Raw genomic sequence first — 25,214 nt, forward strand, 5'->3', positions numbered from 1 at the left:
AAATAACAATATATATTAAATATAACACTCTATTTAAAATAAAAATTCTTCCTTACACCAGGGAAGAAAAGGGCAGTGACATTAAAAAAATAACGATAGTCATAAAAATAAAATTAAGCCCTTAAATTGCAGTACCGTCGGATCAAAACACTAACCCAGTTTTGATCCTTTTTTTATATCTCGTTATGTATAATTTAATATATCGATTTTGTCTACTGCTCAGTTATAACGATGACAACAGAAGATAATCCATATATGCACAAATAAATGAAGTCAGTGTGCTAAGAGACTCAGAGATTGAGACTTGTTAAATTCAATGTTGCTTATCGATAGATGAATGTTACAAGTTTGCCCCATTCATAGAAGAACAATAAGATAAATGCACTTTTTTTCGCCAATCAAACTGAAAACCAACAATAATTGTTGCGAGGGTTCCTCACGCAAGTATAATGAGCCTGTTTTCCAAACACACTTCAGTGCCGGAGTGGCGGAATTGGTAGACGCAGTTGATTCAAAATCAACCGCCTTCGGGTGTGCCGGTTCGAGTCCGGCCTTCGGCACCATAAGAACATCAATGGACGTCAACAGACGTCTTTTTTTGTATCTGAAATCCAGTGTTTGCAAGGTTCCTCTCGCTTTTTCAGTCTTCCCAAGTATACTAAGGTCAACCCTGTGTCCCTTTAAGCCGACAAGCTATTGAAGATCTTAAAACAGATCTATCAATTCTGTGGTAATCATTCGCTAGTCTTTATCGATAATGACAATCCGAGAGAAAACACGGTAAACAGTGCATTACGTGTAATGGGCTATGATACTAAGACAGAAGTCTGTGAACCTGGTTTTAGAACGATGGCATGTAGTTCGTTGATTGAGTCAGGCTTGTGGTTGAAAGATACAGTAGAAAGACAAATGAGTCACCAATAGTGTAACTCAGTGAGGGGTGCTTATATTTATAAAGCTGAGCATATTGAGGAAAGGTGGTTGAGGGTGCAGTGGGGATTTGGGGTTGAAAAGTGAGAATAATAATAGTTTAAATATCATATTGTTTATTCTATAAAAATGTTAGTTAATATTTTATATGATACAACTATAGAATAAAGCCAAATCTAATCTGGCAGGCTAAAATTTCATTAAGGTTAGAAAGAGCCTGCGATCAGCTCTAAAGCAAAGTGTCATGAGAAAGAGAAAACTAACTCTGGTATTTTATCAGAGTTAGTCATAGCTCATATAAGATCTTTGTTACTCCACTTCCAGTCTGCTTTTTTTACTTCACCCAATTTATAAAATTCGCTGACTAACTCAATATAATGCTCGAAATCACGATTAATTGAGATAAGGCGATTACACAGCTCCCAATCTACATTTTCTTTTTCGGTAGCTTGAATTAAGATTTGAGTATTCGCGATATCGTCTTTATCGAGTAAGATCACGCCAATACTGTGCGCCGCACAAAGCATTCTGAGCTCTTTAAGCGTATCTTCTCCGGTCACTTCTGCTGCAACTAAATAGCCTAAATTTGCCCATGATGAGTTAGATATTGTCTGAAAGAACACTTCTCTCACATTACTCATATTAATTCTTTTTTTGACTTCAAAAGACCATAAGCGTGTTCTGGGTTCACTGTATTCATTCACGCATGCTTTTAATTTTGCTTGCCAATGTTGGCCTTTATATTCTAAGCCAACTAAGTCAGGGTGAAGCCATTTATTACCGTTTTTACCTTGTGTATTTTGGCTTTTCTTTTCATTAATTCGTAACGAATAGACATTCATGTTGCTTTCTAGCCATGCATTAAGCAAAGGATAGAGGTCATGTTCACTCCAATCATTGGGGCTAGCTGTCGCATCTGCGATTTCGCTTAACGCGATTTCCTCATCATCGGTCATTTCACTATAAAAATATTTTCGTGGACGCTCTATTGTGGTTTTTATTTTAACAGTTTTATTTTTTTTCGGTGTTAACCATTTCGGTGTTTGTGCACCTATTTCAGCTGCATATTGTTTCACAGCATCATCTAAGGTCGATAATGCTTGGCTTTTGTTCACTTTGTCCATCGCCCAGTCAGGATTTTGTTTAACTAAATTCTCAGCGATATCACGCGCAGTATATTGTTTACCTTGGTTTTGTTTGAGAAAGGTCAGGGTTTTGTCATAAAGTGAACGTGTTTTATTTATACCCACTATTAAAGTCCTTCTAAGCCATCAATAACGTATCGAAAAATGTTTTCAATTTCTGATTAATATGCTCAAAAATTTTTTACGTTGTAATATGTTAGGTTGTTTGATTAATACCTCAGACATTTCTTCTGTACAAGGCAAACGACCTTCAAAGAGATATTTTTCTATCATACGACAAATAATATCTGATTTGTGTGTCACTCAGAACCTTGGCTGATGTTTAGTCTTAAAGACGGAGCTGATTTTTTAGCACTTTATACGGTGTATTACCAGCATGTGCTTAAGAGGAGTCGATGAGCATTATAAAATGCCACCAATTCAATCCGGGTTATGAATTAATAACAAACAAGTTACTCAACATTTTACGAAGTAAAAAATCAGCTATATATGCAACAATAGGGATCAAAAATACCCCATGTATTATATAAGATGTCATAAACATATGACTAAGTACTCCTGTGATTGAACCATTTTTGAAGTAATGAGTCGGAATATCAATATAAATATTAATGTACCATGTAATTACAGAGAGTATGTACGGTAGAACTATATAAAATAATAATCGATAACGATTGTTCATCTTATTTTTAATACAAAAAAAGAACAATGGAGCTATAGATAAAAGATAAATAGCAAAAACGATACTCAATAAGGTTTGATGTTGAAAAAAAGGTACTGTATTTATTGCTCTTGGATACAGCCTGAAAAAAAACTCATGTACCATTTCGAGATAATAAAATAAAACACTTAAACATAATGAAATATACGATATTTTAGCCGGCATCAGATATTATCTCTCTATAAATAAATAAGACAGTTAATAGTTATATTTTATTTAGATTGACTTTTTAGTAAAGCATATCGATTTAATAACTGTTTGAAATGATAATCAACTTGCTGATAGTCATAATCAGAAATGGTATTTTCTATAGATTTCTTTTCAAGTAATCGTAACTCTTCTTCTAATGGCTTAGCCTGGTTAAAATGTTGTTTTGTTTTAAAAATAATAGATTTTAATTCTGAACCTGTAATATATTTTTTAGGATCACCATCAAAACGATCTAGGCGTTGACTTAATTCGTCCAATTGTGCCATACCATTTGCCCATTCATTAAGTTGTTTATCTGTTATTGCATTTATTTCTAAGTTTTCTTTCCATTTTTTTGTTAATAATAATAATCCTGAATTACTATTATATTGTTTATTTAGGTAATTTATAACTTCAATTCCATGAGTTTGTGCCCATGAAGGCGATAATTGTACTAGTGTATCTAAACGTTGTTGAATAGTATTGAGTTGTTCTTTTGTTAACATACTATGACTATTTTTTCTATTAATCATATTCGGGTCAACACTTGGAATTTTTTGCATCTCTATTGATGAAATATAAGAGAACTCTCCAATGTTACTATTATCCTTTAGCCCTGATAACCAAAAATAAAAAAGTGAAATAAATAATAAACTACTCACAATAGTACCTATTAATATTCCTCTCCATAATGTTTGTTTCTCATTCTCTTTAATATTACTAGATTGAGATGAAATGGACGATGAAATATAGTTTTTTGTTGATAGATTATTAATTTTATTTTTTTTTGTTTTATTTGATAGCTCTATACTTTGGGTTAATACAGGAGATAAATCAGGAGAACAAAAGTTATTATCAAGAGTATCAGGTTTTTCTAATTGTTGTATTTGAGTTACAATTAAATTTTGTAAATAATCAAATCTTACTAAATGCTTTATTTCTAATGATTGAAGTTGATTATTTATATTTTTTAATTGTTCTTCAATACGATATAACAGAGCCAGATCTTTATATAAAAACGTAGTTCCTCTTATACCTGAAACGAGTTGCTGACTTAATGAAGAAAGAATATTAATACGAGTATGAGTCTGCACAGGCCAAATATTTTGCCAGTTTTGAGTGATAACTTTATGAATAAGTGACAACCCTTCACTTAACCCTTCTAATCCTGATATTTGTTGATTACATAGTGTAAACCAAGATGCAGTTTGTAAGTCTATACCATTTTGATTAAATAAAGAGATACATAATTCATGGATATGTTGCCAATTGATATCAGGGCGAGCTGGATGAAAGCGTTTATCAAGTTCTTCTTTGATGGATAAAAATTGATTAAAGATACGTGGATCATTACCAATAGGCAGTGATTCTAAATAATAATTCATAGCAACCTCAGAATTAATATAAAATTTTACGATTAATAAAGTATCAAATTAAGATAAATTAAAATTTTTCTTTAGATGATGAAGAAAAATACGCCCATCAGAAGAGAACTCTGTACCATAACGTATTAATCCTTGTTCATGTAATTCAATATCTAAAGAATAGTGTAATTTACCAAATTCATTATCAGGCAATATACCTAAAGAGACGGTTTTAATTCGAGGCTCATATTTTAATAAAGTAGCAGATAATACTGCCATAACTTTATGAGAGCTTCCCGGTAAACCTTGGATAATTTTACTCATATCAGGCAGGCCATAGTCAGGTAAATGCTTTATCGTTCCGGCCCGAGAATTTAATATCCGACGAATATTATCCATTACAGAAAGGATCACTTGATCTTCTTCTGATATCGTTTCAATAGGAAGTCCATCACTAAAATATCCAGTGAGCATTTCATAAAGAGAAGGCTGTGGCATGATTATTTCTTATCCAAAGGTTTTAACGTAAGTGTATTTTCATCGAGAATAATTTTACGAGCATTATCAGGATCTAGCTCATTTTTGGGAATGACAACCCTCCAACTATTTTTAGCTTCGTCAGGGGAGTGGAACATGGCAGCAATAGCAACAAATTGTGCACCTTCTTCCATCGGCATATCTAAAGAAATTGATTCACCAGGACGTATACGTAAATCTTTTTGTGCTAACAGCGATGATGCCAAAATATCACTGTCTCCATTAAATAATGAAAGATAATCAGAATTTTGAAATGTTTCATCTGTTTTTAGTTGAAATATACGTACTATAACGGATAAAGATGCTCCATTATCATTGGTATTGAGTGCTTCTCGGGCAGTAAAATCTAAATGTAATACTTTTATTTGTTTATAAAAAATTGATTTTGTAAGAGAAACTGTGCCGTCACTGATTGTCTGGGTTAAACCACAACCAGCAATACTGAATGCTGTTATTAGTACAAATACAATTCTGTAGTAATAAGAGCATATTGATTTAAATTTAGAATTTATAATTGCCATATTCTTCACTTTTATAATGTTGAGTTCGGGGTGCTAGGTATTGATAAAAACCTAATCCAATATTGATATAGGAAGGAGTTGCATTGTTTTTAGCTTTAGATGACAAGGGGCGCATAACAGCAGTACGACCTAATTGAACACCTTGTTTTTGCTTTGAACTTAATGTTGCATCAGCTAAAAGATGTCTAGGTAGTCTTAAGCATAATCGTGCGTTAACTCTTGAACCTAAATAAACGCGGAGTAATGCCATAAAATCTTGGTAAATACTGCCATCAGGTAACCAGCCTTTAGATTCTTTTTTATCATCTGTTTGAAGTTGTATTAGCACTTGGCTATTTACATCAAATGCATAAGCACCTAATACAGGTTTATTTTCTAGCGTTGTTGGATTTTTGCACGACATTTGCGTTGGTTTATCAAGTATAATTTGCCGTGGATCGTGTGGAATAATATCTACATTTGTAGACGGGGCTAATAATTTGACTAAGGCGTGAATACCTTCTGCGGTGCGTGTAGGTAAACGTAAAATACCCAATAATGCAAGAAAGCGCGATAAAGGTGATTCGACATGATTAGCACACCCTGGAATGCCTAACCCAATTAAGCCATAAAGATATTTTGAGGTTTCATCAGTACCACCTGCTTGAAAAGTTGCAGGGTAAGAATATTTTCGCCATATTCGATAGAATTGTGTCGTTAATCTATGATTGAAAATATCTAAAAAATCAGTTAATGAGTCGGTACCATCACGATATTGAGCAATGTCATTAAGATATGTTGTTGGTAAAGGAGACGTAATACCATAAAGACCTAAAAATGTTGTACGTATGCTAGGTACTGTGCTTGGACGATAACGATTAAAGGAGTCTAACCCTTTGATTTCTGTAACGGGAAAACCCATACCACGATGAGGCCTAAAACGAATAGGATCATCTTTAAGAGAAGAGCTACGACCTAGCCCAGAGGTTTCTGCGCAACTATTTTCAATAAGTTGGCACAAACGATAGAAGTTAACATAAGGTAGTTTTTCACCTAATGCTTCAATTAGCGAGGTAACCGAGGATTGTGATTCTCTTTCCATTGAAGACGTTTTCCTGTAGGCAATATAATGAGTGTCAATTGGTTAAAAAGATGTACATCAGTATAAAGAGCAAAAAAGCGGTTAAGCATTTCACCAAATAAATGAATATCACCTTCACCATTAAAGCCATTACTATCGATAGTTACTTCAATATCGATACCACGTTGTAAAAAGCCTTTTTCAAAGCGTTCAATAAGATGATGCTCAACATGAATAATCGCCTCAAGCTTGCGATGATTCATATCATCATCACGCCAGTCATACAGCGCAAGTGTACCTCGCAATACTTCAGCATTATCCATCATATTTAAAAAGCTTGATCCAAGATGACTGAGCACTCGCCAATGAAAGCGATCTTCGGCTGGGGGATAAAGCGGTAATGTGGGTTTACATAAATTACGGACTGTAAGTGGAACTTGTAAAGTTTGTTCGGTTCTATCGAGTAAAGTACTTTGTAACGCTTTACGGGGTAATTGGCCATTAGTTCCTGTTAACTGTAATGATAGTGTTTCTGTCTGTGTCGCTGTATCTAATGCTTGTTTTTCTCCCCCCAAAATAAGCCATGTATCATGTAATCCTGTAACACCGCGTTTAACACGGGTATGAAAATAACGTTCAGGAGCATTATGGCGTAACATTCCTCCACGATGACGAAAACTCGTAAAGGGGACATAGATAGCTTCATCAGTGCGTTGAGAACCATGTACACTGTCGACAGAATAGATTTCTGTATGTCCATCTTGAATGCGACGGGGACGTAAGAGATATTCGCTTTCTAAACCATTAATAGTCAGGGGATCTGCTTCGATATTAAATAAGTTAATAACAGGAACGCAATGTAACCGAATATTTTCATGTGTTAGCGTCAGATCGTTATCCCAAAATGTGTTTAGAACAATATCTAATTCAAATTCTGTGGTTTCTTCTGGAAAATGAATTTCATCTAATCCAGATAAAGACACAAACATAAACTTTTCTCGAAAAGAGAAATATTCTAGTAGTAGTTGATAACCACTGAATGTGGTATCACTTTTTGGCCATAATGAATCTTGTTCAGCAAAACCTCCAGGTGAAAAATAGAGAGGGATCGCAATCCTATCTTTTGATTGAGGTAGTTTTAGATAAGTATGAGCTACTTGTTTAGTTAAAGCCAAATGTAGCGCATTGGTTGTTGGTATATCGCCTGATAAATATAATGAAAGTTTATGAAGATTAACTTCTGACCAATTTATGATCTCACTGCAAATAAATTTTAGCCGGATAACAGAGTGTCCATTAGGCTCTGTTGCTAATTTTACAGTACCAATGGTCATTGGATTGATGGTTAAATCTTGTGTGGTTCGGTAATGGCAAACCGTTTTTTTAGGCCCTATAGGCCGAGAAAGTACTTCGAATTGAGCAGGAATATTATCTGCTATTTTCATTTTTTGTATGTCAGGCTTTAGCTCAACAATCGATAGTGAAGGGATGGTTTGTAAATAGTGAGGCCACAATAAACTGACCAGTCCTTCGGTAAGCTCAGGCAGATCGTCATCAATTTTTTGCCGTAATTGCCCCATAGAAAAAGCAAAACCTTCAAATAACCTTTCAACAAAAGGGTCTGGCATTCCTGCCTTATCTAAATCAAGCATTGCCGCTCTATCTGGATGAGCTTGAGCAAACTCTTTAGCAGCTTCTTTAAGATAGCGCATTTCAGCATCAAAATAGCGCAGAGTTAAATCATCCATTTATTAAAATCCCGCTGATCATAAAATATTAAGAGTATAAAATTGCAGAACGAACCGGATCGAGTGTTGTTAATTCACACAATAATTGTTCCATCTGCTTTTCTATATGTGTTTTATCTGAGGTGTTGCGTTGACTTTTCGCCCGATAAAGATGAAGTTGTCGTGCTTTCACTTCAAATATATAGTTGGGTTCCCATTGTGATAGCGACATGGTCTGGGCGCTATTATCCAATTCTCGCAATAAATTAAGTGCAAGATCTTGTCTTGCAAATTGTTCTGCAACCCTAGCCATAACTAAGCGTAACAACCAATTTTGTCGAGGTGTCGTGATCTCTGGTCGATGTTGTAGCCATTTTAGTGCAACCTCAACACCGTCTGTATCCGCTTGTGTAATAGCTTCTGCTTCTAAAGCTAAGATGTTATCGTCTTCCGATTGGTGTTGCGGTGAGTGAGAAATATCGTGCATTGCATCAAAATTCTCTTCCAGAACATGTTGCTTGATCCAGTTTAATGTCACTTCATCAGCAAAAGGAGAACCGTCTTCCCAAGATAAATTTTCTAAATCAGGAAGTCTGTTAAGAAGTTGTTTTAAATCATCTTTTATAATTTCAGACCAGCCATCCCAAGGTGCTGGTAATTTTGTGAGGGCTTGATATAAATACCACTGTACGTCTAGCCAGAAATGATTTACACCTACGGCAAACAATTTATCCGCTTGTTCCGCTAGTTCACCCCAGCTCTGTTGTAAATAAAGGCGTTTTAGCTGTGCTCTTGCTTCTGTTCGTGGGGGGGATAAACGGGTACAACCTTGATTATTTTGTGGTGGTAATTGATGGATTGTATCCCATCTAACGACTTTCATTAACCGATGTCCTGCTAACCAGCCATTAGGCTGATTACGTAGGTAGCTTGCTAACATTTTAGCTTGATCTAATAATTCGCGACCGGATTGAATGGTGTCTAGAGGGGTGCTTGGTGAAATAGTTGATGGAGATGGCGATGTAGAATGATAAGTTGCGTCTGTCTCGTGACTGCTGATATTTTGTGGAACTAAGCTATTTGCCCCGCCAGATTGTGCTAAACGTTTTTCTAGGATCTTATGAAGTCCCACTAATTGTGGTTTCTCGTCTTCACCCCAAGTTTGGAATTCATCTTCAATAAGTGCTAATAACGCAATAATACGGGAAAATTCATTATGATCGACTTCAGGATAAAGAGAAAGGCTGTCTAAAACGCGTTGTCCAGATAGCCACTCAAGTGCAGCTTTTCGGCTTGTGGCTCGTTGTGGTAATAAATTGCGGTGATAATGAGTGAGTAAACCTGCGAGAAGACCTAGTGAATCGGCAAACCCGTGTTCGCCTTCTTTATGTAGCCTTGCCCAGATATAATAAGTCACTACACGAACATCTTTACAAAAATTAAGGAGTAATTTTTCAGCTAAAAGACAAATAAGTTCAGTATCAGCGCCGGATAATTTATTAACCTCTTCTTTCATTCGCTCAAAATCATCTTCATAACTAGGATCATCTCCAACGGGATTATCTGAGGAAATAGGTAATAGCCATCTTTCCCATAAAGCAATTTGTTGTTGAGCGAGCTGTGTAGATAAAGAGGGATCTTCGCTAAAACAAAGATTTTTTAATGATGTTAATACAGACATGTTTTTTCCTAGTAAGAATGAATATTCTCGTCATTATCTATAGCCATAAGTAAATTGAGTCTTCCTCCATTATCATCCCCGAGAATACTTAATATTGCCGTTACGCCATTAGCATCATATTGATTTTTTATTTCACCACATTCTGTATTCTTCAAGCATTGAAAAAAAGCATTATTACGAGGAATATTATCTACTTGATAAGTAGGTGAACCAAACTCATCAAATAATGTTCGGTTTAATTGATTGTATTTTTTTAATAAAACTTGTGAGTTAGATTGATTTTCTAATTCTAAGATCAAAAGAGATGAGAGCCCCTTATCTTTTAAAACAACGAAAAAATAATAGTAATCATTTAGTTGTTTATTAGGTGCTGACCAAGAGGAACAAGCCCAACCTTCTGGTGCGGAGGTACATTTTAAATTATTTAAGTTTAGATTTTTAATATCAGTCATGGACTGATGCCACGCAAACCCATGCATAAATTCTTTTTTTTCATTTTTTGTATTATCACAACCAACAATGATAAAGAGAGTAAAAAATAAAGTTAATCTTTTAAGCATAATATTTATCGTTCATTTTAAGATAATGAGAATTAAGCAAAGCCATTTTTATATCAAGGTTTAATTCTTTTGTTACCAAATAAAAATGTCTATTCTGGGTGAAAATACTACTTATTTCTTTATTATTTAACTGATAATTAAATTTTAAAATTTGTAGTAATACATATTGATTTTATTAATTATCTTTCCTTTTGTCTAATCCAAAAAAATCTTTTCAGGTAACACAAAATGACGAAGTTGCAACAGTGCAATAGGACCTTCACCCATTTCTGTTCTTAAGGTGTAGTTAAGAGATTGTCCATTTAAGGTTTTCCAACTCACTGAATAACTGCTGGTACTCCCTGCATAAGGCGTAATTTGCGCATCTTCCAGTAAACGGATCGCCCCCCAGACACCCGAATAATCTGCATAGATACGAGTCCCTGTTTGAGTGGTGAGCCAACTTAATGAGGCACCTGATGCCACAGTATCTGCCGGCCAAACAAAGCGTTGCCACTGAGGTTGTTGGTTATTGTAGATAAGCGATTGTTTATCTATCATCAGGCGCGTTTGCATAATTTCGGGTGAAGTACCTGGACGTAATTCAAAGTACAGACGCGCTTCTCCGTTGGCAAACGCAACATCGCCAAGATAGCTAAGCGTATCTAGTGCCTTTAAAAATTCAGGATTAAAGTTTAATCCCTGCGCATTGGTGGCATCTGGTACCCAATGACTTCCTTCTTTACGAAGCACACCATTTAGGTGGGTTTCGAGAAAGCGCTGTATGCGGCCATTATCCGGGCGTAAATATTGTGCCATTAACGGTAAAGAAACTTCACTTTGGGTATTCTTTAAAGGATAACGTCCACCGAATGCACTGTTCCAATCGTTCACTACTGCATTGCGCCACTGTGTATTAATACCTTGGGATGTTGGTGCTAATAGCTGTTGCCACGCTTGTGACATCGGTTGTACCAATAGGGTTTGACCAAAACCTTGCCACTCTTGCCCAAAACTGGCGGCAATTAAACTCCCATAATCGCGTGTTTCTGATAAATCGACCGTTTTTCCTTCAAATACACTACGGGCTAAGGCTTGAGACATCGCTTGTGGATCAGGGGCATTTACCACTTGTTGCAGTTTTAAACGCACTCGGGTTACACGTGTCAGATAAGCTTGTAGGCTTAATGTATCACCGTTTTGTGCCGATGATTGTGGATCAGTAAAAGCCAATATCGGCGCAAAAACAGGCTCGAGTGGTCCTGTAAACGTCGCTTTTTGGCTAATGACCGGTTGTTGCTCTTTATTTAATAAATCCTTGGCTGAGTTAACAAAAGAGTCCGCTAATTTTTCCTGCTGACGTCCTGTTTTGCCTTGATAGGAGAGTGAATTCATCAGCGCAATAATGGGCGATTGTCGGATATCACTCATTAAGGTGAGTTGATCAATCGTGTCTGAGAGACTTTGTGTTTCTCGCCACTGTAAGCCATTGAGAAAGTTTAACCAACAGCCAGAAAAATCATTAAAATAGCGCTCTGTCAGATTTTGTTGCAGTTTTTCTGGTGAGATATCAGTGTCTGCATTTTTTTGTGTGTCACTTAATACCCAATCGATTTCTTCTCGCCTTTCTTGCACGGCTTTTTTAATCGCAGGCTCAATAGACTCTTCCCAGGCTTTACGTGTGAAAATACCCGGCACCGTTTCGGTTGAACTTAATAAAAAGTTGACATCGGTTTCTCCGGTCATATCTTCTAGCGTCATATCCGCAAAGTTATGCTGTGCTTGTTGTAATATTTTTTGGTAAAGCGCTAATTCGCCATTACGTTGACCAATTTGGCGAATAAGAATAGTGCGACTGCCTGACACTAAGGTACGATCAGGTTTAATGCGCCATTCGTCATGATAAGGCAATTGAGAAGCATAGAAAGTAAATAGCTCTGTTCCTAAGGTTTGCCATTCCCCTTCTTTTAATTGGTTATATTCAGGCCACAGCATCAACACCGTTTCTGTAAAAAAAGCTGCATCGATACGTGTGGGGTCGCTCATCATTAAATAGGCCTTGAGGGCCTGATAGGCTTGTTGTGCTTTTTCAATCCGCTCAGGGCTGTCAGGAGGGAGTTGCATAAAGTTTTGTAAAAAATGCTCAAGGTGTTGTTGTGTGGCATCGCGTAGTAAGGGCAACATGGATTGAGTATACACAGGCCATAAATGGTGGAGTAATTGGTTGTTTTGGCTTAAGCCAAAACGTAACCAGAAAGGCTCTGATGTTTGTTCCCGATAACTTAATAAACCTAAGGTTTGTTGTAAGCCATATTGGGCTTGTAAACGAGCTAATTCAGTTTGGTGATTATCTATGGCTAACTGCGCTTGCTGCTGACTTTGCGTAATTAATTGGCGATTCATAAAGTACGAGACCACCATACCAATTCCCCACAGTGTCATGGCGGTCGCCACAGTATATTGTAAAACCCGTTTTGAATTGAGACCTAAAGGGGCGGCTTTTAAGGGGGATGCGAGTTGTGCATTGGCAGAAAGGAGGGTTTTCCAATGGGCATTCGTTGTCCATTGATTATTCGGCGGTAATGTAGATGACATTGACGATAAAGCGCGATTATTGCGAACTGGGGGACTAAAAAGCATCCCCGCAAACGACAATGAACGATAGCCCGATAACAGTGGTGCCACGTGATTTGCGAGTTTTTCGCTGCCACTGTGTTGTAAAAAACGGGCTAAGGCCAGTAAATAAGTGTGGGTTGGGTTATGCAGTAGAGCTTGTGTACCCTGTTCAATAAGAGCGGGTAAGAGCTTACTTATATCATTTGAGAGGACTTCTGAAGAGGCGTTTAATGGTGCTGAATAAAGTACAGTTGGCACTTCTTCTGCGTTCATATCGCCGTTATGACAGATATTCCAGAGCCAAATGGGAGCTTGCCAACGTAATTGGCGAAAGAGCTGATGAAAATAACGACTGGCGATATCGGTGTCGGTGGAATTTAGGTGATCAAATAAAGAAGGGGCGAGAGGCTGTTGCGATAAGCTATTTTCAGTGACCCAAATGACCCCATCCAATGGACGGTGGCGACGCAATTGTTTTAAGTTTTGAATTAAATTTTCATCAATAGGTTGATGAATATCGCCCCCATAAATGAGTAAGGTTCCGTTGTTTTCTTGCCAGATATCAGAAGTTAAGTTTGGTGCTAATTTATCAATACAAGAAGATGTACCGACAATAAGTAAACGTAATAATTTTTTTGAATTATGTTGACCGTATTGTTTAAATATATCATCAATAAATGAATTATTTTTTTTGTTTATTTCTGGTAATGTTTTTGTATTATGTAGAAAAGGTTTACTGAGTAATGGAATGACTTTTTTCCAACCATAAATAAAAAATGGAAAAATCAATAATAAAGCTATCCAACTAGAAAAAGTAAAAAATACAATTTCTTTAGGGGCGTAATTAGTTTCTAAAATTTCATTACCAAAAAGATAATAAAGAATACTTAATAAAAGTAAGGAGCTCGTAAGAATAATTGCATAAATAATAAATAAATTTCGAGTTGAAGAAAGCTTATTATTGATTTTCATATTTTTTAATAACCCCTGCTATATATTGACCGTTATCATATCCTGAAATCCATCCACAGCTATTAATATCATTATTTATACAGTACAAAATAGAAAATGAGATAGCTAAAAATGGTGATGTATAAGTACTATCACCGAAATAATTTTGTACAATATTATCGGATGAATAAAGTGGTGTTGTTAGAAATAGATGAGAAGCATCTTTATCAATGGAAATATTGTTATCAGGTATATCGGGTATTTTTGAATATTTGATCACTTGAGACGCCAATTCATTAGCATCGTCATGATTTAAACATTCACAACGATGTAACTGGTATACTTTTTCTTGAGGGGAAATAACCCATAAGAAACCGGTCTCAGCTAGAACTCCATTATCTAAATGATCAGAAATATTAGAGCCTGCAACAATACTATAGTAATCAGCTTTATGATAAAAATAATAGTTATCTATTATTGTATCTAAAGAGCCAATTGAGTTTATAAATATGGTTTTTAACGGTAAAGGAATATCATATTTTTGTAAATATTCGATAAACTGAGTTAAACTCTCAGGTGTCCCTTTCCAGTAAATATTATCAATTTTAATCTTATCTTTATTATCCTCTTCTGCCATTATAAATTGATTTGCTAATAACTTAGCTAACATTTTTTCTCGATTATGCTTATTTCCCACAAGAGCCGAACAATAAATACGTTGCTCATGATTATTTGAAATAGGTTGAGGTGGTGTTGGTCTATTATCAATAATCTGTTTCCATTCCTGTTGGTTTTCACCTATTGAACCTATAATAATCGATGTTTTTATTGGGATTGAGGCACTATGATATAACCACCATTTTTCATTGTCGGTATTAAATTGTTTTTTAAATAATTCATTATTATGATTATTTAATTCTTTTAAAAATAAAAAAATTAAGAATATTATCGATAATACAACAACAGGAATTATTACACTCATCATTAATAATGATACTTTATTTTCAATTTTAATATTTGATACGATAATATTAGTTAAGAAAAGTGAAGAGCCAATAAATATAAATAACCACTTTAATATTTTTTTATAATTTATAGGCTTATCTTCTGGAATTTCAGGATAACGAGGTGGATATCGCACTATTATCGTTCCTTAACTGTAAATATTCAATTTAAAATAAAATTATAATGTTTGAAGTAATGTTAACTTAAGAAAGTCGTAGTATTTTTTGTGGTTCAATTATCTGAGATAAACTCTCAATCACACCTTGGGTTTGGTTAATCATCGCTTGTGCTTTGGCCATTTCCTGAATGGGGCCTGTATCTTTGGTTGGTTGTACATCGGTCGGATCTATGGGTAACGTGAGGCCGGTTGTTGCATTGACGATTTCGTATCCAATTGACATCGCACCTATTGTTCCTGCTAAAGCGCCTAATGCATTTTTAATGTTTTTTTGTTTAATAACATAACCCATACCGCCGATAAAAGTGGCAATACCGATCAGTTGCCCTGCGGCTGCTACCACAGATAGCGATTTATTGGTCTCACTTCCCGCATAAATCATTCTATAGCTAAAATAACTTGCCCACGGCTCACGGGATTGTAATGTATCATGCATAAACCAAGCACGAGAATCGTGTAGCTGTTCATCAAAAAGTTCAGCTGTTAATTGACCATCGGGTTCTAAATGGTCTTTTTCTAAAAATAAAGGGAAGCCTTTTCCTTGCCGATAAATATCATCACCACTTTTTTTCATTCGCAGATATTCTATTTTCTCATCATCGGTATTCAATAAACACATCATATTAGATAATAAATTATCAACAGAAAATTGCTTCCAGTTTCGTACTGTTCTGCGTTGTTCATAATAATCAGCCCTAAATTCTTCGGCAGCTTCTTTTAATTGTGTTTTACATAACGTTGGTTCGTAAGGCCGAGATCCGGTAAGTGAATCTGCTTCAAGAGCATCTGTTTTAGCTTTAATTTTTTCCTTTTGTAATGTTTTTATGGCATCTTCCTCCTCTTTCGACTCTTTCTTTCTCTTTTCTATTGTATCCGCATCCTCTTCTACTGCATTTTTATAAAAATCTTTATTTGCATAGCTCATTTTTGCATATCGATCAATGCGCCAAGCGGTCATCCAAGCCATCTGTTTTTCGACCATTTCTTCTAATGACATATTAGAGCGACAGGCATTGAAAATTTCAGAAGATTGGCAAGGTGATAAAGATGACAAACCTAATGTGATATTTCGCCAAGCATTAAAACGTTGAATTACAGTGGTATTACTTTTAAATAAGGAGAGTATTTCTGGCTCAATAAGGTCACACATAACCTCTTTTGATGCTGCCAGAGGGGAATTAACTGCAACATTAATAGGCGCCCCAGCCTGAAAAGCTGACAGATAAAGATCATGTAACACAATTTGTGACGATAGCATCGTGGGGTCATTAAAGGCCTTGCCTTGGTCACCGACGACATAGCCACCACCGATATCTGAGTGAACACCTGGATAAACCACTTCTTCAATATCTGATATTTTGGGGTATTCCCCTTTGTTATTTTTATTCCAGCTGGTAGGACGCCTTACGGTATCAAGTGGAAAACAATAACGCTGTTCATGGGCTGCAATAAAATGGCGGCAACACCTTATAAAATTTGGAAATATCTTTTCGTCGGGTAGCTGTTGAGTGCCATTAGCCCAATCCATATGCCCTGAGAAGAACGGAGCTAAATGCACTATCCCCACCGAGGGTACAGTATCTAAAATACCGATAAACTCAACTTTTACGTCAATACCACATAGTTGTTGAACGGGTTTATCAGCCCCTTCTGGGGTATCAAATAATTGTGTTACCCAATTAATAAACGCTCGAGCTTCTGCGGCACCGCGAGAAAAACCATACACATATAACTTAATCGCGAGTGTTTTAGGGGCAGATTGTAATCCTTCAATAATTTCTTTTTTATTAATTAAAGAATGAATAACTGCACGGCGACGCGCTTTTCCTTCAATGGGTAGGTAGGTCGGGGTTGCCATATCTTTTAAATATATGCGTAATTTAGCTGTATCTAATTCTTTTTGATTTGCGGCGGTAATTAACGTATTGGCAAGCATTAATAATGCCCAATTAAGGCGATTTTCGCCACCGGTTGCATACATTAGACCTGTGGTGGTGAAATTATATTCACCAATTTCAGGGAAGGCGGTACCAACACCGGGCATATAATATCTAAAGTACTCTCTTTCTTTTTTACCTTTATCTTCAGCGTCTTCACGGGTCGCTTCAAATAAGCGGGTAATATTAGTGGCTGTTTCTGGCTTTGCTTCCATATCTTCTTTACGATTATTATTAGTACCATCAAAAAAGAAACTGATATGCAATGTTCGGCAACAATTGTTCGTGACAGCCTCAAGACTTGCACGGTGCGCTCTTTTTTCCTTTTGTCGCTGTTTATAATTTTTTTCGATTTGTTGTGGAGTTAGCTCTAATCGGCCATCTTCGGGGAAATGGTTTGGTACCCAAACAGGTTCAAGTATTATTTTATCGGACATACTGCCGGCTCCTTCATTTTCATGGGCTCAGTGATGGGATACTCGGGGTCATAATAGCTATAACAAGAGGTGGTGATTTTCACTTCATTACAAGGCAGAAAATGGACTTTAACGCTACAAGGTTCATCATATTGCGGGATCGGTACCCAAGCTTCATGGCGCGAGGTGTTGTCGTGAACCAATTGTTCCCATTTCTTGAAGGCTTCTGCGTGAGTAAGTTTAGGCGGAGGGGGAAGTTTACTTTTATCCACTTTTTTCCATTCGATATGGGCGACTAAATCAGGTCGCCATTGTTCGGGAAGCAGTACACAACAGACGGTGCCCCCGATACTGCCGTAGCCTTCGTTAATCGTAAAACCGGTAATACTGTATTGGGTGTGGTTAAATCCTTGAATGCCGGCTGCAAGGGGTTGAGGTTTTGGGGCCAGACTAAAAGCGCCGACACAGCCCGTAAGCAGTAGTGTGATACTAAGTCCCCCAGCAAGTATCCCGTGGGCGACGCGTTGTTTTATTTTATCGGACATACAGCCGGCTCCTTCATATTATGCGGTTCATTAATCGGGTATTCAGGATCACCGTAGCTATAACAAGAGGTGGTGATTTTCACTTCATTACAAGGCAGAAAATGGACATCAACACCGCAAACTTCTTCATCATATTGCGGGATCGGTACCCAAGCTTCATGATAAGTCGTATATCGGTCTAGTTCTTTTTCCCAGCGGTTATAGGCTTCAACCTGATCAAAATCAGGGGAAGGAGAGAGTTTACTTTTATCTAATTTATCCCACTTAATATGGGCGACTAAATCCGGTCGCCATTGTTCGGGAAGCAGTACACAACAGACGGTGCCCCCGATACTGCCGTAGCCTTCGTTAATCGTAAAACCGGTAATACTGTATTGGGTGTGGTTAAATCCTTGAATACCGGCGGCAAGGGGTTGAGGTTTGGGTGCCAGACTAAAAGCCCCGACACAGCCCGTAAGCAGTAGCGTGACACTAAGTCCCCCAGCAAGTACCCAGTGGGCGAAGCGTTGTTTTATTTTCTTGGACATACAGCCGGCTCATTCATATTAAAAGAGATATGAAGTTAAGGTTTAATATCCATTTGAAAAAGAGAACTCACTAAGGTACAACCACAAGAACAATGATGCTCATCTAATGCAACGGGTTTACCATTAATCGTTGAATTTGAAGCTCCTTCAATAATATAGCCATCACCATGTTTATTACATTTTACTTGGTCACCAACGCAGGCGACAGGTTTACCATAAGCAGAATATTTACCAGTGAGTACACAGCCCCCATAGGGTTTTAAGGTATCACCTACTCTAATAATCTTTTTCATTATTTATTTCTTTAAGAAGTGAGTTAAATAAAAAGAAAAATAGTATTTAAACTTTAGCAGTGTGATTTCGAATATACTCTTCTAATGTTCCTATAAAATCACTATTATCTGCTTGAATAGCCCATTGGTATAATTGAGTGAAGTTTTTTTCTTTAGTTATCGATAGATCTGCAAACTCGGTATAAGCCATTAGTTCTTCTGCATCACTTATACACCCAATTTTATTAATTTGTTCATCATTAAACTGCATTATTGGAAATGATTGTTCTTCAATATCAGGCTGATAACTGCCTAATAACCAACTCATCTCATTGTCTCTATCTAACCAACCCCAAATAAACGTAATATCAGTAAATCTTTTTTGTTGTTCTGTGGTCAGAATATTTTTTATTAATGTTGGGAATACTCTCGTATCATAAAAACGAAGTAAACAAGACTTAAATCCCCATTCGACTTCTGAAAGAGAAAGTAAAAAAGTAGATAACATATTAAATGGAAGGGGGGTGGATGTTATTAATAATCGAGGCTCTGAGTAAAGTAATTCAAATAGCTCCTCTAATAAAATTAAATGTGTACTCTTATTCCATTCTATACGAATAAGCAGAGGTGCTTGTTCTAAAAAGCCTTCTTCAGGCATATTAGTGAAAAGGGAAAACCATCTGATCTCATTATCCATTTTGATTAACGCTGGGACGATAGGGGTCTCTAATCCCGATTGGTCAACAATAATGTCTATATAATCAAGGTGTGTTTTTTCAGTAATGAGTTTTAACTGTTTTATCCATTGCATTGTAATGTCTTTGGATGGCGAGATTTTATTCACGGATAACAACTCCCATAGCGTTTTCTTGTGCTTTTTTTAAACACTCTTTACAAACAGATTGAGGAAGATCGGGTAAAGGAAAATCTTCACTAGCCGGCTCACTCCAAACATGTTGTCCTTTTAAGCTTAAACGGCTAGGAGTGTGAATTTCGATTTGTCCATCAGGCATAATTTTTATATATCCACCACCACAGCCTAAAGTAATTCCATTTTTGGCAGTTAGCTGAATATGACCTTGGGTGGATTGCACTGTAATATCTTTAAGCGCTGTTGCTTCAAAGATATCGCCGTGTGATTCTAGTTCGAAAGGTCCTTTGCCTGAGACAATGCGGACACCCTCTTTTTGAGACAACATTGAGATTTGTTGATATGCATTAATGGCTATTTTTTGAGTGCTTGATAGATGCATTTCACCTTTAGTTTGCGCATAAAGCGCTTCAACACTTTGCATAAGAAGTGTTTCATCAGTAACAATACCTATCCCTTCAGGCCCATGCATAAGAATAGAGGGTGAGGCTAATTTATCAGTATTTTTTAAAAGATTATCTAATCCTTCTTTTTCTGGCTGGAGATTGTGATGTGCTTGAGTGATTTCTCTGCAATCATCTAATTGGTTAATTGCACCTTTAACCAGAGATATTGCTGGCTCCATTCCTAGTACTTCACCACCTGCTTTGGCTTGATTATCAGCACTAATAAATAATCCTTTACCTGCTCTTATTGCTCCCCAACTGTCTGTACGTAACTCGAAACCTTCGCCACGTTTATCACGATTGGCATCGACAATATGTCCTAAATTTAATTGAGATTTACCGCCATATTCGCTACTAAGCTTGATATGCTCTTCACCGCGTTTATCTTCCATTCGCAGTTTGTTGTTTGCTGGAGTACGAATAACATTGCGGGTGTTATTTTTATCGGTGATATGGTCAGGATGACGAGAATCATGCAATGCATGGGCAATATAAGGGCGGTCAGGATCGCCTTCATGGAAGGCAATGGCGACTTCCGTGCCTTGAATTAACGGAAAGTGCATACCGTAAGTATCGCCAGCATAAGGTTTTGCAAGCCGCACTGGCATGCTCTCATAGCCCATCGGTTTTTCATCACGATCTGCATCAAATTTTACCCAATAAAACCCATCTTCGTTTTGATGAGCGTAGATATCGTTATCTTTAGCACTGGTAATGCGTGCAGTAAGTGTTCCGGTAATGACTGGACGAGGCTTAAGCGCTGGTCGCCAGCACAGTGTTTCACTGTAAGGAACCGCGTTAAATCGTACTTGTAGTGCTTTTTCTCGTCCGCCACTAAAGCGTAACCGTGTGATTAAAATGGGTGATTGAAATACGGTAGGTAATGAGGAAGTTAAACTGTTATCCGTAATGGTGAGCACTTGTAATGGTGATAAGAAATCCGCATTACTCTCGCCTTTTAAGCGCGTTTGATGAGTAAGAAAACGCTCATGATCAAGTCTTGCCCAGAAGTTGGCTGTTTCGGCTTCAGGGGTCAGTTTATCACCACGAGTAAGATGTCTAGCTTTATAATGATAAACTTCACCATAATGAATATCCTCTCCTTCACCGCGGGTCATATCCGCTACAGCAGAAATTAGCGTGTCTTGTGCCAGGCGGTGGTTATAATCTTTTGTAAAGACATTTTGCTCAACAACTTGATGATGTAGCGATAATCCCCATACGCTTTCTTGATGGCTATCACTCATGCCTGAGGGGCTATTGAGTGGTAAGTTTTTATCAAAAATATAAGCACTTTGTCGATCGGCAAAGCGGATCACTTCCGTTTGAGTTTGCTCTTGCAAATAAAAAGAGTAAAAAATCCCTACTTCACTTAATAGCCGTTCAATAAATTGGCGATCACTTTCGTTATATTGGTTGATTTGTTCACGTTTGGGATATTCATGTTTTAAGATAAACTCAAATTCCCAATCTTTAAAATTATGCTCACGTAAAATTTGGCTGACGACATCGGGTACCGATTGATTAAGAAAAAATCGGTGGGTACGAATTTGATGTCGCAATAAGGCAAAGGTAGGCTCAATCACTAATTGATAACGCGCTTCATCCACAGAGCCAGATAGACGGCGAAATTGCGTGATAACACCATGAACCTGCTTGGTAATCGGCTCTTGAGTGACTAAGTCGGCCATACTATTGATAGGAGGGGTAAAGGAGAGAGTGGCACTGCGGCGCAACAGTTGTTGAGGTTGCAAATCTTGAGCTTGGCAAGTAAAGGTAACTTGATAATGATAGGTATCACTTATTGCCTCACGTCCGGTAAAATGTTCTACATCAAATAAAACATCACATCCTTGCACATTAAGATGATAGCGATTTTGTCCATTAAGTAGAGCCTGAGTTGTTTTTTTTAAATTCATAGCTGAATATATAAACACATCCCGTTTGTTGATTATTAACAAACTTTCGGTATTTATCCTTATAAAAGAGTTATTGAATATTATTAAGTATTAATATAACTATTTAATGAAGATGATATGTTTTGTGTATTTTGGTGCTTTTTAACCTCATTAAGTTTATTTATTACTTTTGTAACCTCATTGGTTTGAAATAACTGTTTGTTTTTAAGCTCACTACCATTATTTTTACTGATAAGTTCTAAACCATAAGTAGGCAAATAATTAAGCTTTATATATTTTTTATTATTTTCATCTCGATGGATAAATTCATCGATAGATAAAATCTTCATGGATTTACTCCACTTGTCACCAAAATAGATCATACGAGATAAAAAATAACTACCAAAAGGCTCTCGAAGTCCACTCTCAGAATGCATAAACCAAGCGCGGGAATCATGTATATGATTATCAAAAAGATCTACTATCTTCCCTAATTCAGTATCGTTATCATTTTTAATTAAAATAGGCTCTAAAATTGAATATATTTCTTTACTTTTTTCTATTAAACTTAAATATTCATAACGTTCATCTTGATAAGTAGTTACATGAACATATTCTTTTGCCGTACCATCTAAATTCCTTAAAACAATTGCAGTTCCTACAACATCAACAGGAAAGTTATTATCAGGTAGCGAATCACAAGTAGTATCTGGCTGATAATAAGGATTATCTATAGAGTGATAATAATCAATTGCCTGACAAGTTTTTTTTGTATTAAGTGTCATTTGAATTAAAGGTAAAGGGCGAGGTAAGTCATTAAAGTCGGCTTTAAATTCTAAAGACGCCTCCCAAAATTGACCTCTTGCATTGGTTGCATCAAACAAAGGTCGACCTATATGTTCTGTGGGGGGGAGCCAATTACTGAGATCACTATATTTTTTTTGCTCATCCTCTCTTTTTTTGCGAGTTTCGGCTATTTGATTTTCTATTTGCGAATATTCTTTTGCTAGAACAGTGCTGGCTTGCTGGCTAAATCCTGGCTCATACGGTTGTACTTTTATATCTGCATGCTGTGACGCATTTTTAAAGAAATCTTGCTGTGTAAGATTCATTGCTGAATCTCGAGGTGAGGCATAACGCCCAATACGCCATGCAGTAATTAAAATAAGTTGGTATTCAATAATACTTTCGATATCAGTACTAATAAAACGGTTAGGAAGATAAGATTTTATATTATCACTTTGTTGTTCTTGTGTTATTTCCGATAGTGTTTGTTCTCGCCATGCATTGAATTTATTAATTATAGAATTTGATATTTTAAATTCATCTAATATAAATTGTTCCATCAATCTGAAATTATAAAAATGTTGTTGTTGTTGCGATAATAATAAAAAAGACTCTTTGCTTAATGCTAAAGGTGCTCCAGCATCTATTGCTGCTGCATACATATCATGTAATGTAATTTGAGAGATAAGCTCACCATGACCAGCTAAAGCTTTACCTTGATCTCCAGGAGGATAACCACCGCCCACATCAGAGTGCATTCCTGGGTAAATCACCTCTATGGTATTAGGGGGGTAATTTCCTTCGGGGGTACGGATTGAATCGACAGCAAAGGATTGGCGTTGTTCATGAGCTGCCATAAAATGATAACAGTTTTTAATTAAATCTGATTTGGGTAACTGTTGGGTGCCATTTGCCCAGCCATTATGACCAGTAAACATAGGTATAACATTAGCTATTCCAACAGCGGGTACGGTATCAAATACACCTAAAAATTCAACAGAAACAGGAATGCCATAGATAGTTCCTTTGGGAAACATTAAAGGTCTTAATGAAGGAGCTTGTGTATATAAATAAGTAAGAAACTTATCTAACCAATAGACAAATGTTCTGGCTTCTGCTGCACCTCGAGAAAAGCCATAAATATATAATTTTAGAGCAACCAGTTTAGGCTTATTTTTTATAATTTTATTTCTGATAGCTCTAAATGGTTCTAATAAAATATTAGCTGGATTATAGCTATTCGCATCATTCATTTTTAACAGTAATGAACGCATTTCAGCTAAAGTAAGTTCATGACCTATTACAGCATGATATAGCGTATTGTATATTTGAATAAGTGCCCAGTGTATACGGGCTTGGCCCCCCGTTGCATAGGTTAACCCTGAACTGTAATATTCGTAAGTTTTAATTTCAGGAAAGGGGGTACCTACTCCCGGCATATAATAAGCATAAAACCCTTTATCCATTACTTCTTTTATATCTGGAGAACTGGCGTGATAAAGTTTTGCCACATTTGTAGGGTGTGGTGGATCTGCTTTATCTGTATCATTTTTGTTATTGTTATTGGTGCCATCAAAAAAAAAGCTAGCGTGTAGGCTTTTGCAACATTGAATGGCTTCTTTTTTTGTGATGTTTTGTCTATGCTTAATTTCTTCCGCCTCAATCTTTTTAATATTCTCTTTTATTTGTTGAGCAGTTAGTGCCAAACGCCCTTGATTAGGAAAATGGGGGGGAGCCCAGCAAGGAGCACCTTTAGTTACATGCTGATTGTTTAAACTAGCTTTAATGGTATGGATAAGTGCGAAATGAAGTTGTTTATTAGTGAGTATATTTATGGACATATTGCAGGCTCCTCCATAAAACTTGGCTCTTTAATAGGGTAATCAGGGTGATTGGTTGCATAACAAGAAAGAGTAATTTTCACTTCTTGGCAAGGCAGAAAGTGGACCTTTACGCTACAAGGTTCGTCATATTGGGGAATTTCAACAACTTTACTGTAATGGCGATAATTGGCTTTGTGTTTTTCCATATAGGCATCAAATTTAGGATCAGTTACACCGGGCGAATCTGTGGGATAGGCATTAGGGTCGACTTCCCATTCCACTAATACGGTTTGATTCGGTGTCCATTTTCTTGGCACCATAATGCAACAAGTTCCCATAGCCCCTCAGCCATAATTACCATTAACTTTAAACCAATTAACCGAAGTTCCCTTCACATGATTAAAACCATGTAAATTACCGGGGAGATATTCCACTTTGGGTTTTTGAATAAAGAGAAAATAGACGGCAATAAGGGCAATAATTACCCCGATAAATGCAAGTTTTTTGCGGGTTAATTTTGCGGACATAT

Annotated in this window: 18 protein-coding genes, 1 tRNA gene and 2 pseudogenes; 2 read left to right on the forward strand and 19 right to left on the reverse strand. The window is 36.6% G+C overall.

The window, feature by feature from the left end:
- Positions 1-478 precede the first annotated feature (478 nt).
- Positions 479-563 (forward strand) — tRNA-Leu (locus AACU95_RS09215).
- A gap of 111 nt (positions 564-674) precedes the next feature.
- Positions 675-1,017 (forward strand): annotated as a pseudogene (locus tag AACU95_RS09220) (tyrosine-type recombinase/integrase); the annotation flags it as partial.
- A gap of 206 nt (positions 1,018-1,223) precedes the next feature.
- Here the strand turns inward: AACU95_RS09220 and AACU95_RS09225 are convergent.
- The 19 genes and pseudogenes from AACU95_RS09225 to AACU95_RS09315 all read right to left on the reverse strand — a co-directional run.
- Positions 1,224-2,180, reverse strand: a complete 957-nt coding sequence (locus AACU95_RS09225; protein ID WP_202608896.1) for a COG2958 family protein — start codon at positions 2,178-2,180, stop codon at positions 1,224-1,226.
- A gap of 828 nt (positions 2,181-3,008) precedes the next feature.
- Complete coding sequence (locus tag AACU95_RS09230; RefSeq protein ID WP_074561771.1) at positions 3,009-4,370, reverse strand: VasL domain-containing protein; 1,362 nt, start codon at positions 4,368-4,370, stop codon at positions 3,009-3,011.
- 48 nt (positions 4,371-4,418) lie between these two features.
- Entirely contained in the window at positions 4,419-4,847 is a 429-nt protein-coding gene (tssE, locus tag AACU95_RS09235) for a type VI secretion system baseplate subunit TssE (RefSeq protein WP_071425279.1), read from the reverse strand.
- Between the two features lie 2 nt (positions 4,848-4,849).
- Entirely contained in the window at positions 4,850-5,407 is a 558-nt protein-coding gene (tssJ, locus tag AACU95_RS09240; RefSeq protein WP_081343445.1) for a type VI secretion system lipoprotein TssJ, read from the reverse strand.
- Positions 5,388-6,488, reverse strand: a complete 1,101-nt coding sequence (tssG, locus tag AACU95_RS09245) for a type VI secretion system baseplate subunit TssG (RefSeq protein WP_074561772.1) — start codon at positions 6,486-6,488, stop codon at positions 5,388-5,390. Before tssG ends, tssJ begins: the two co-directional genes overlap by 20 nt.
- Positions 6,452-8,215 (reverse strand): type VI secretion system baseplate subunit TssF, encoded by a 1,764-nt coding sequence (gene tssF / locus AACU95_RS09250; protein WP_074561773.1) that lies wholly within the window; start codon positions 8,213-8,215, stop codon positions 6,452-6,454. Before tssF ends, tssG begins: the two co-directional genes overlap by 37 nt.
- A gap of 28 nt (positions 8,216-8,243) precedes the next feature.
- Entirely contained in the window at positions 8,244-9,875 is a 1,632-nt protein-coding gene (tssA, locus tag AACU95_RS09255; protein WP_071425276.1) for a type VI secretion system protein TssA, read from the reverse strand.
- An 8-nt stretch (positions 9,876-9,883) separates the two neighbouring features.
- Complete coding sequence (locus AACU95_RS09260) at positions 9,884-10,435, reverse strand: hypothetical protein (RefSeq protein ID WP_074561775.1); 552 nt, start codon at positions 10,433-10,435, stop codon at positions 9,884-9,886.
- 195 nt (positions 10,436-10,630) lie between these two features.
- Complete coding sequence (locus AACU95_RS09265; RefSeq protein WP_170827687.1) at positions 10,631-14,002, reverse strand: ImcF-related family protein; 3,372 nt, start codon at positions 14,000-14,002, stop codon at positions 10,631-10,633.
- The gene (locus AACU95_RS09270) at positions 13,989-15,122 is read right to left on the reverse strand and encodes a hypothetical protein (RefSeq protein WP_074561776.1); all 1,134 of its coding nucleotides are present in this window, start codon (positions 15,120-15,122) and stop codon (positions 13,989-13,991) included. Before AACU95_RS09270 ends, AACU95_RS09265 begins: the two co-directional genes overlap by 14 nt.
- A 67-nt stretch (positions 15,123-15,189) precedes the next feature.
- Positions 15,190-17,538 carry a T6SS phospholipase effector Tle1-like catalytic domain-containing protein gene (locus tag AACU95_RS09275; RefSeq protein WP_074561777.1) on the reverse strand — a complete coding sequence of 783 codons (2,349 nt, stop codon included), beginning with the start codon at positions 17,536-17,538 and terminating at the stop codon, positions 15,190-15,192.
- Positions 17,523-18,062 carry a DUF3304 domain-containing protein gene (locus AACU95_RS09280; RefSeq protein WP_141192192.1) on the reverse strand — a complete coding sequence of 180 codons (540 nt, stop codon included), beginning with the start codon at positions 18,060-18,062 and terminating at the stop codon, positions 17,523-17,525. The genes AACU95_RS09275 and AACU95_RS09280 overlap by 16 nt, the downstream gene beginning before the upstream one ends.
- On the reverse strand, positions 18,047-18,589 hold the full coding sequence (locus AACU95_RS09285) for a DUF3304 domain-containing protein (RefSeq protein ID WP_074561779.1): 543 nt from the start codon (positions 18,587-18,589) through the stop codon (positions 18,047-18,049). Before AACU95_RS09285 ends, AACU95_RS09280 begins: the two co-directional genes overlap by 16 nt.
- Before the next feature lie 35 nt (positions 18,590-18,624).
- Positions 18,625-18,882, reverse strand: a complete 258-nt coding sequence (locus AACU95_RS09290) for a PAAR domain-containing protein (protein ID WP_074561780.1) — start codon at positions 18,880-18,882, stop codon at positions 18,625-18,627.
- Between the two features lie 46 nt (positions 18,883-18,928).
- Positions 18,929-19,705, reverse strand: coding sequence for a DUF4123 domain-containing protein (locus AACU95_RS09295; protein ID WP_081343446.1), 777 nt, complete (start codon positions 19,703-19,705; stop codon positions 18,929-18,931).
- Positions 19,698-22,097 carry a type VI secretion system Vgr family protein gene (locus AACU95_RS09300; protein WP_071425528.1) on the reverse strand — a complete coding sequence of 800 codons (2,400 nt, stop codon included), beginning with the start codon at positions 22,095-22,097 and terminating at the stop codon, positions 19,698-19,700. Before AACU95_RS09300 ends, AACU95_RS09295 begins: the two co-directional genes overlap by 8 nt.
- 83 nt (positions 22,098-22,180) lie before the next feature.
- A complete protein-coding gene (locus tag AACU95_RS09305; protein ID WP_074561781.1) occupies positions 22,181-24,703 on the reverse strand; it encodes a T6SS phospholipase effector Tle1-like catalytic domain-containing protein in 2,523 nt (840 codons plus the stop codon).
- Positions 24,694-25,023: a DUF3304 domain-containing protein gene (locus tag AACU95_RS09310; protein WP_081343447.1), complete on the reverse strand. Its 330-nt coding sequence runs from the start codon at positions 25,021-25,023 to the stop codon at positions 24,694-24,696. The genes AACU95_RS09305 and AACU95_RS09310 overlap by 10 nt, the downstream gene beginning before the upstream one ends.
- 6 nt (positions 25,024-25,029) lie before the next feature.
- A pseudogene (locus AACU95_RS09315) lies at positions 25,030-25,214 on the reverse strand (hypothetical protein); the annotation flags it as partial.

Source organism: Proteus sp. G4415, assembly GCF_963896075.1.
Taxonomy (GTDB): Bacteria; Pseudomonadota; Gammaproteobacteria; order Enterobacterales; family Enterobacteriaceae; genus Proteus; species Proteus mirabilis.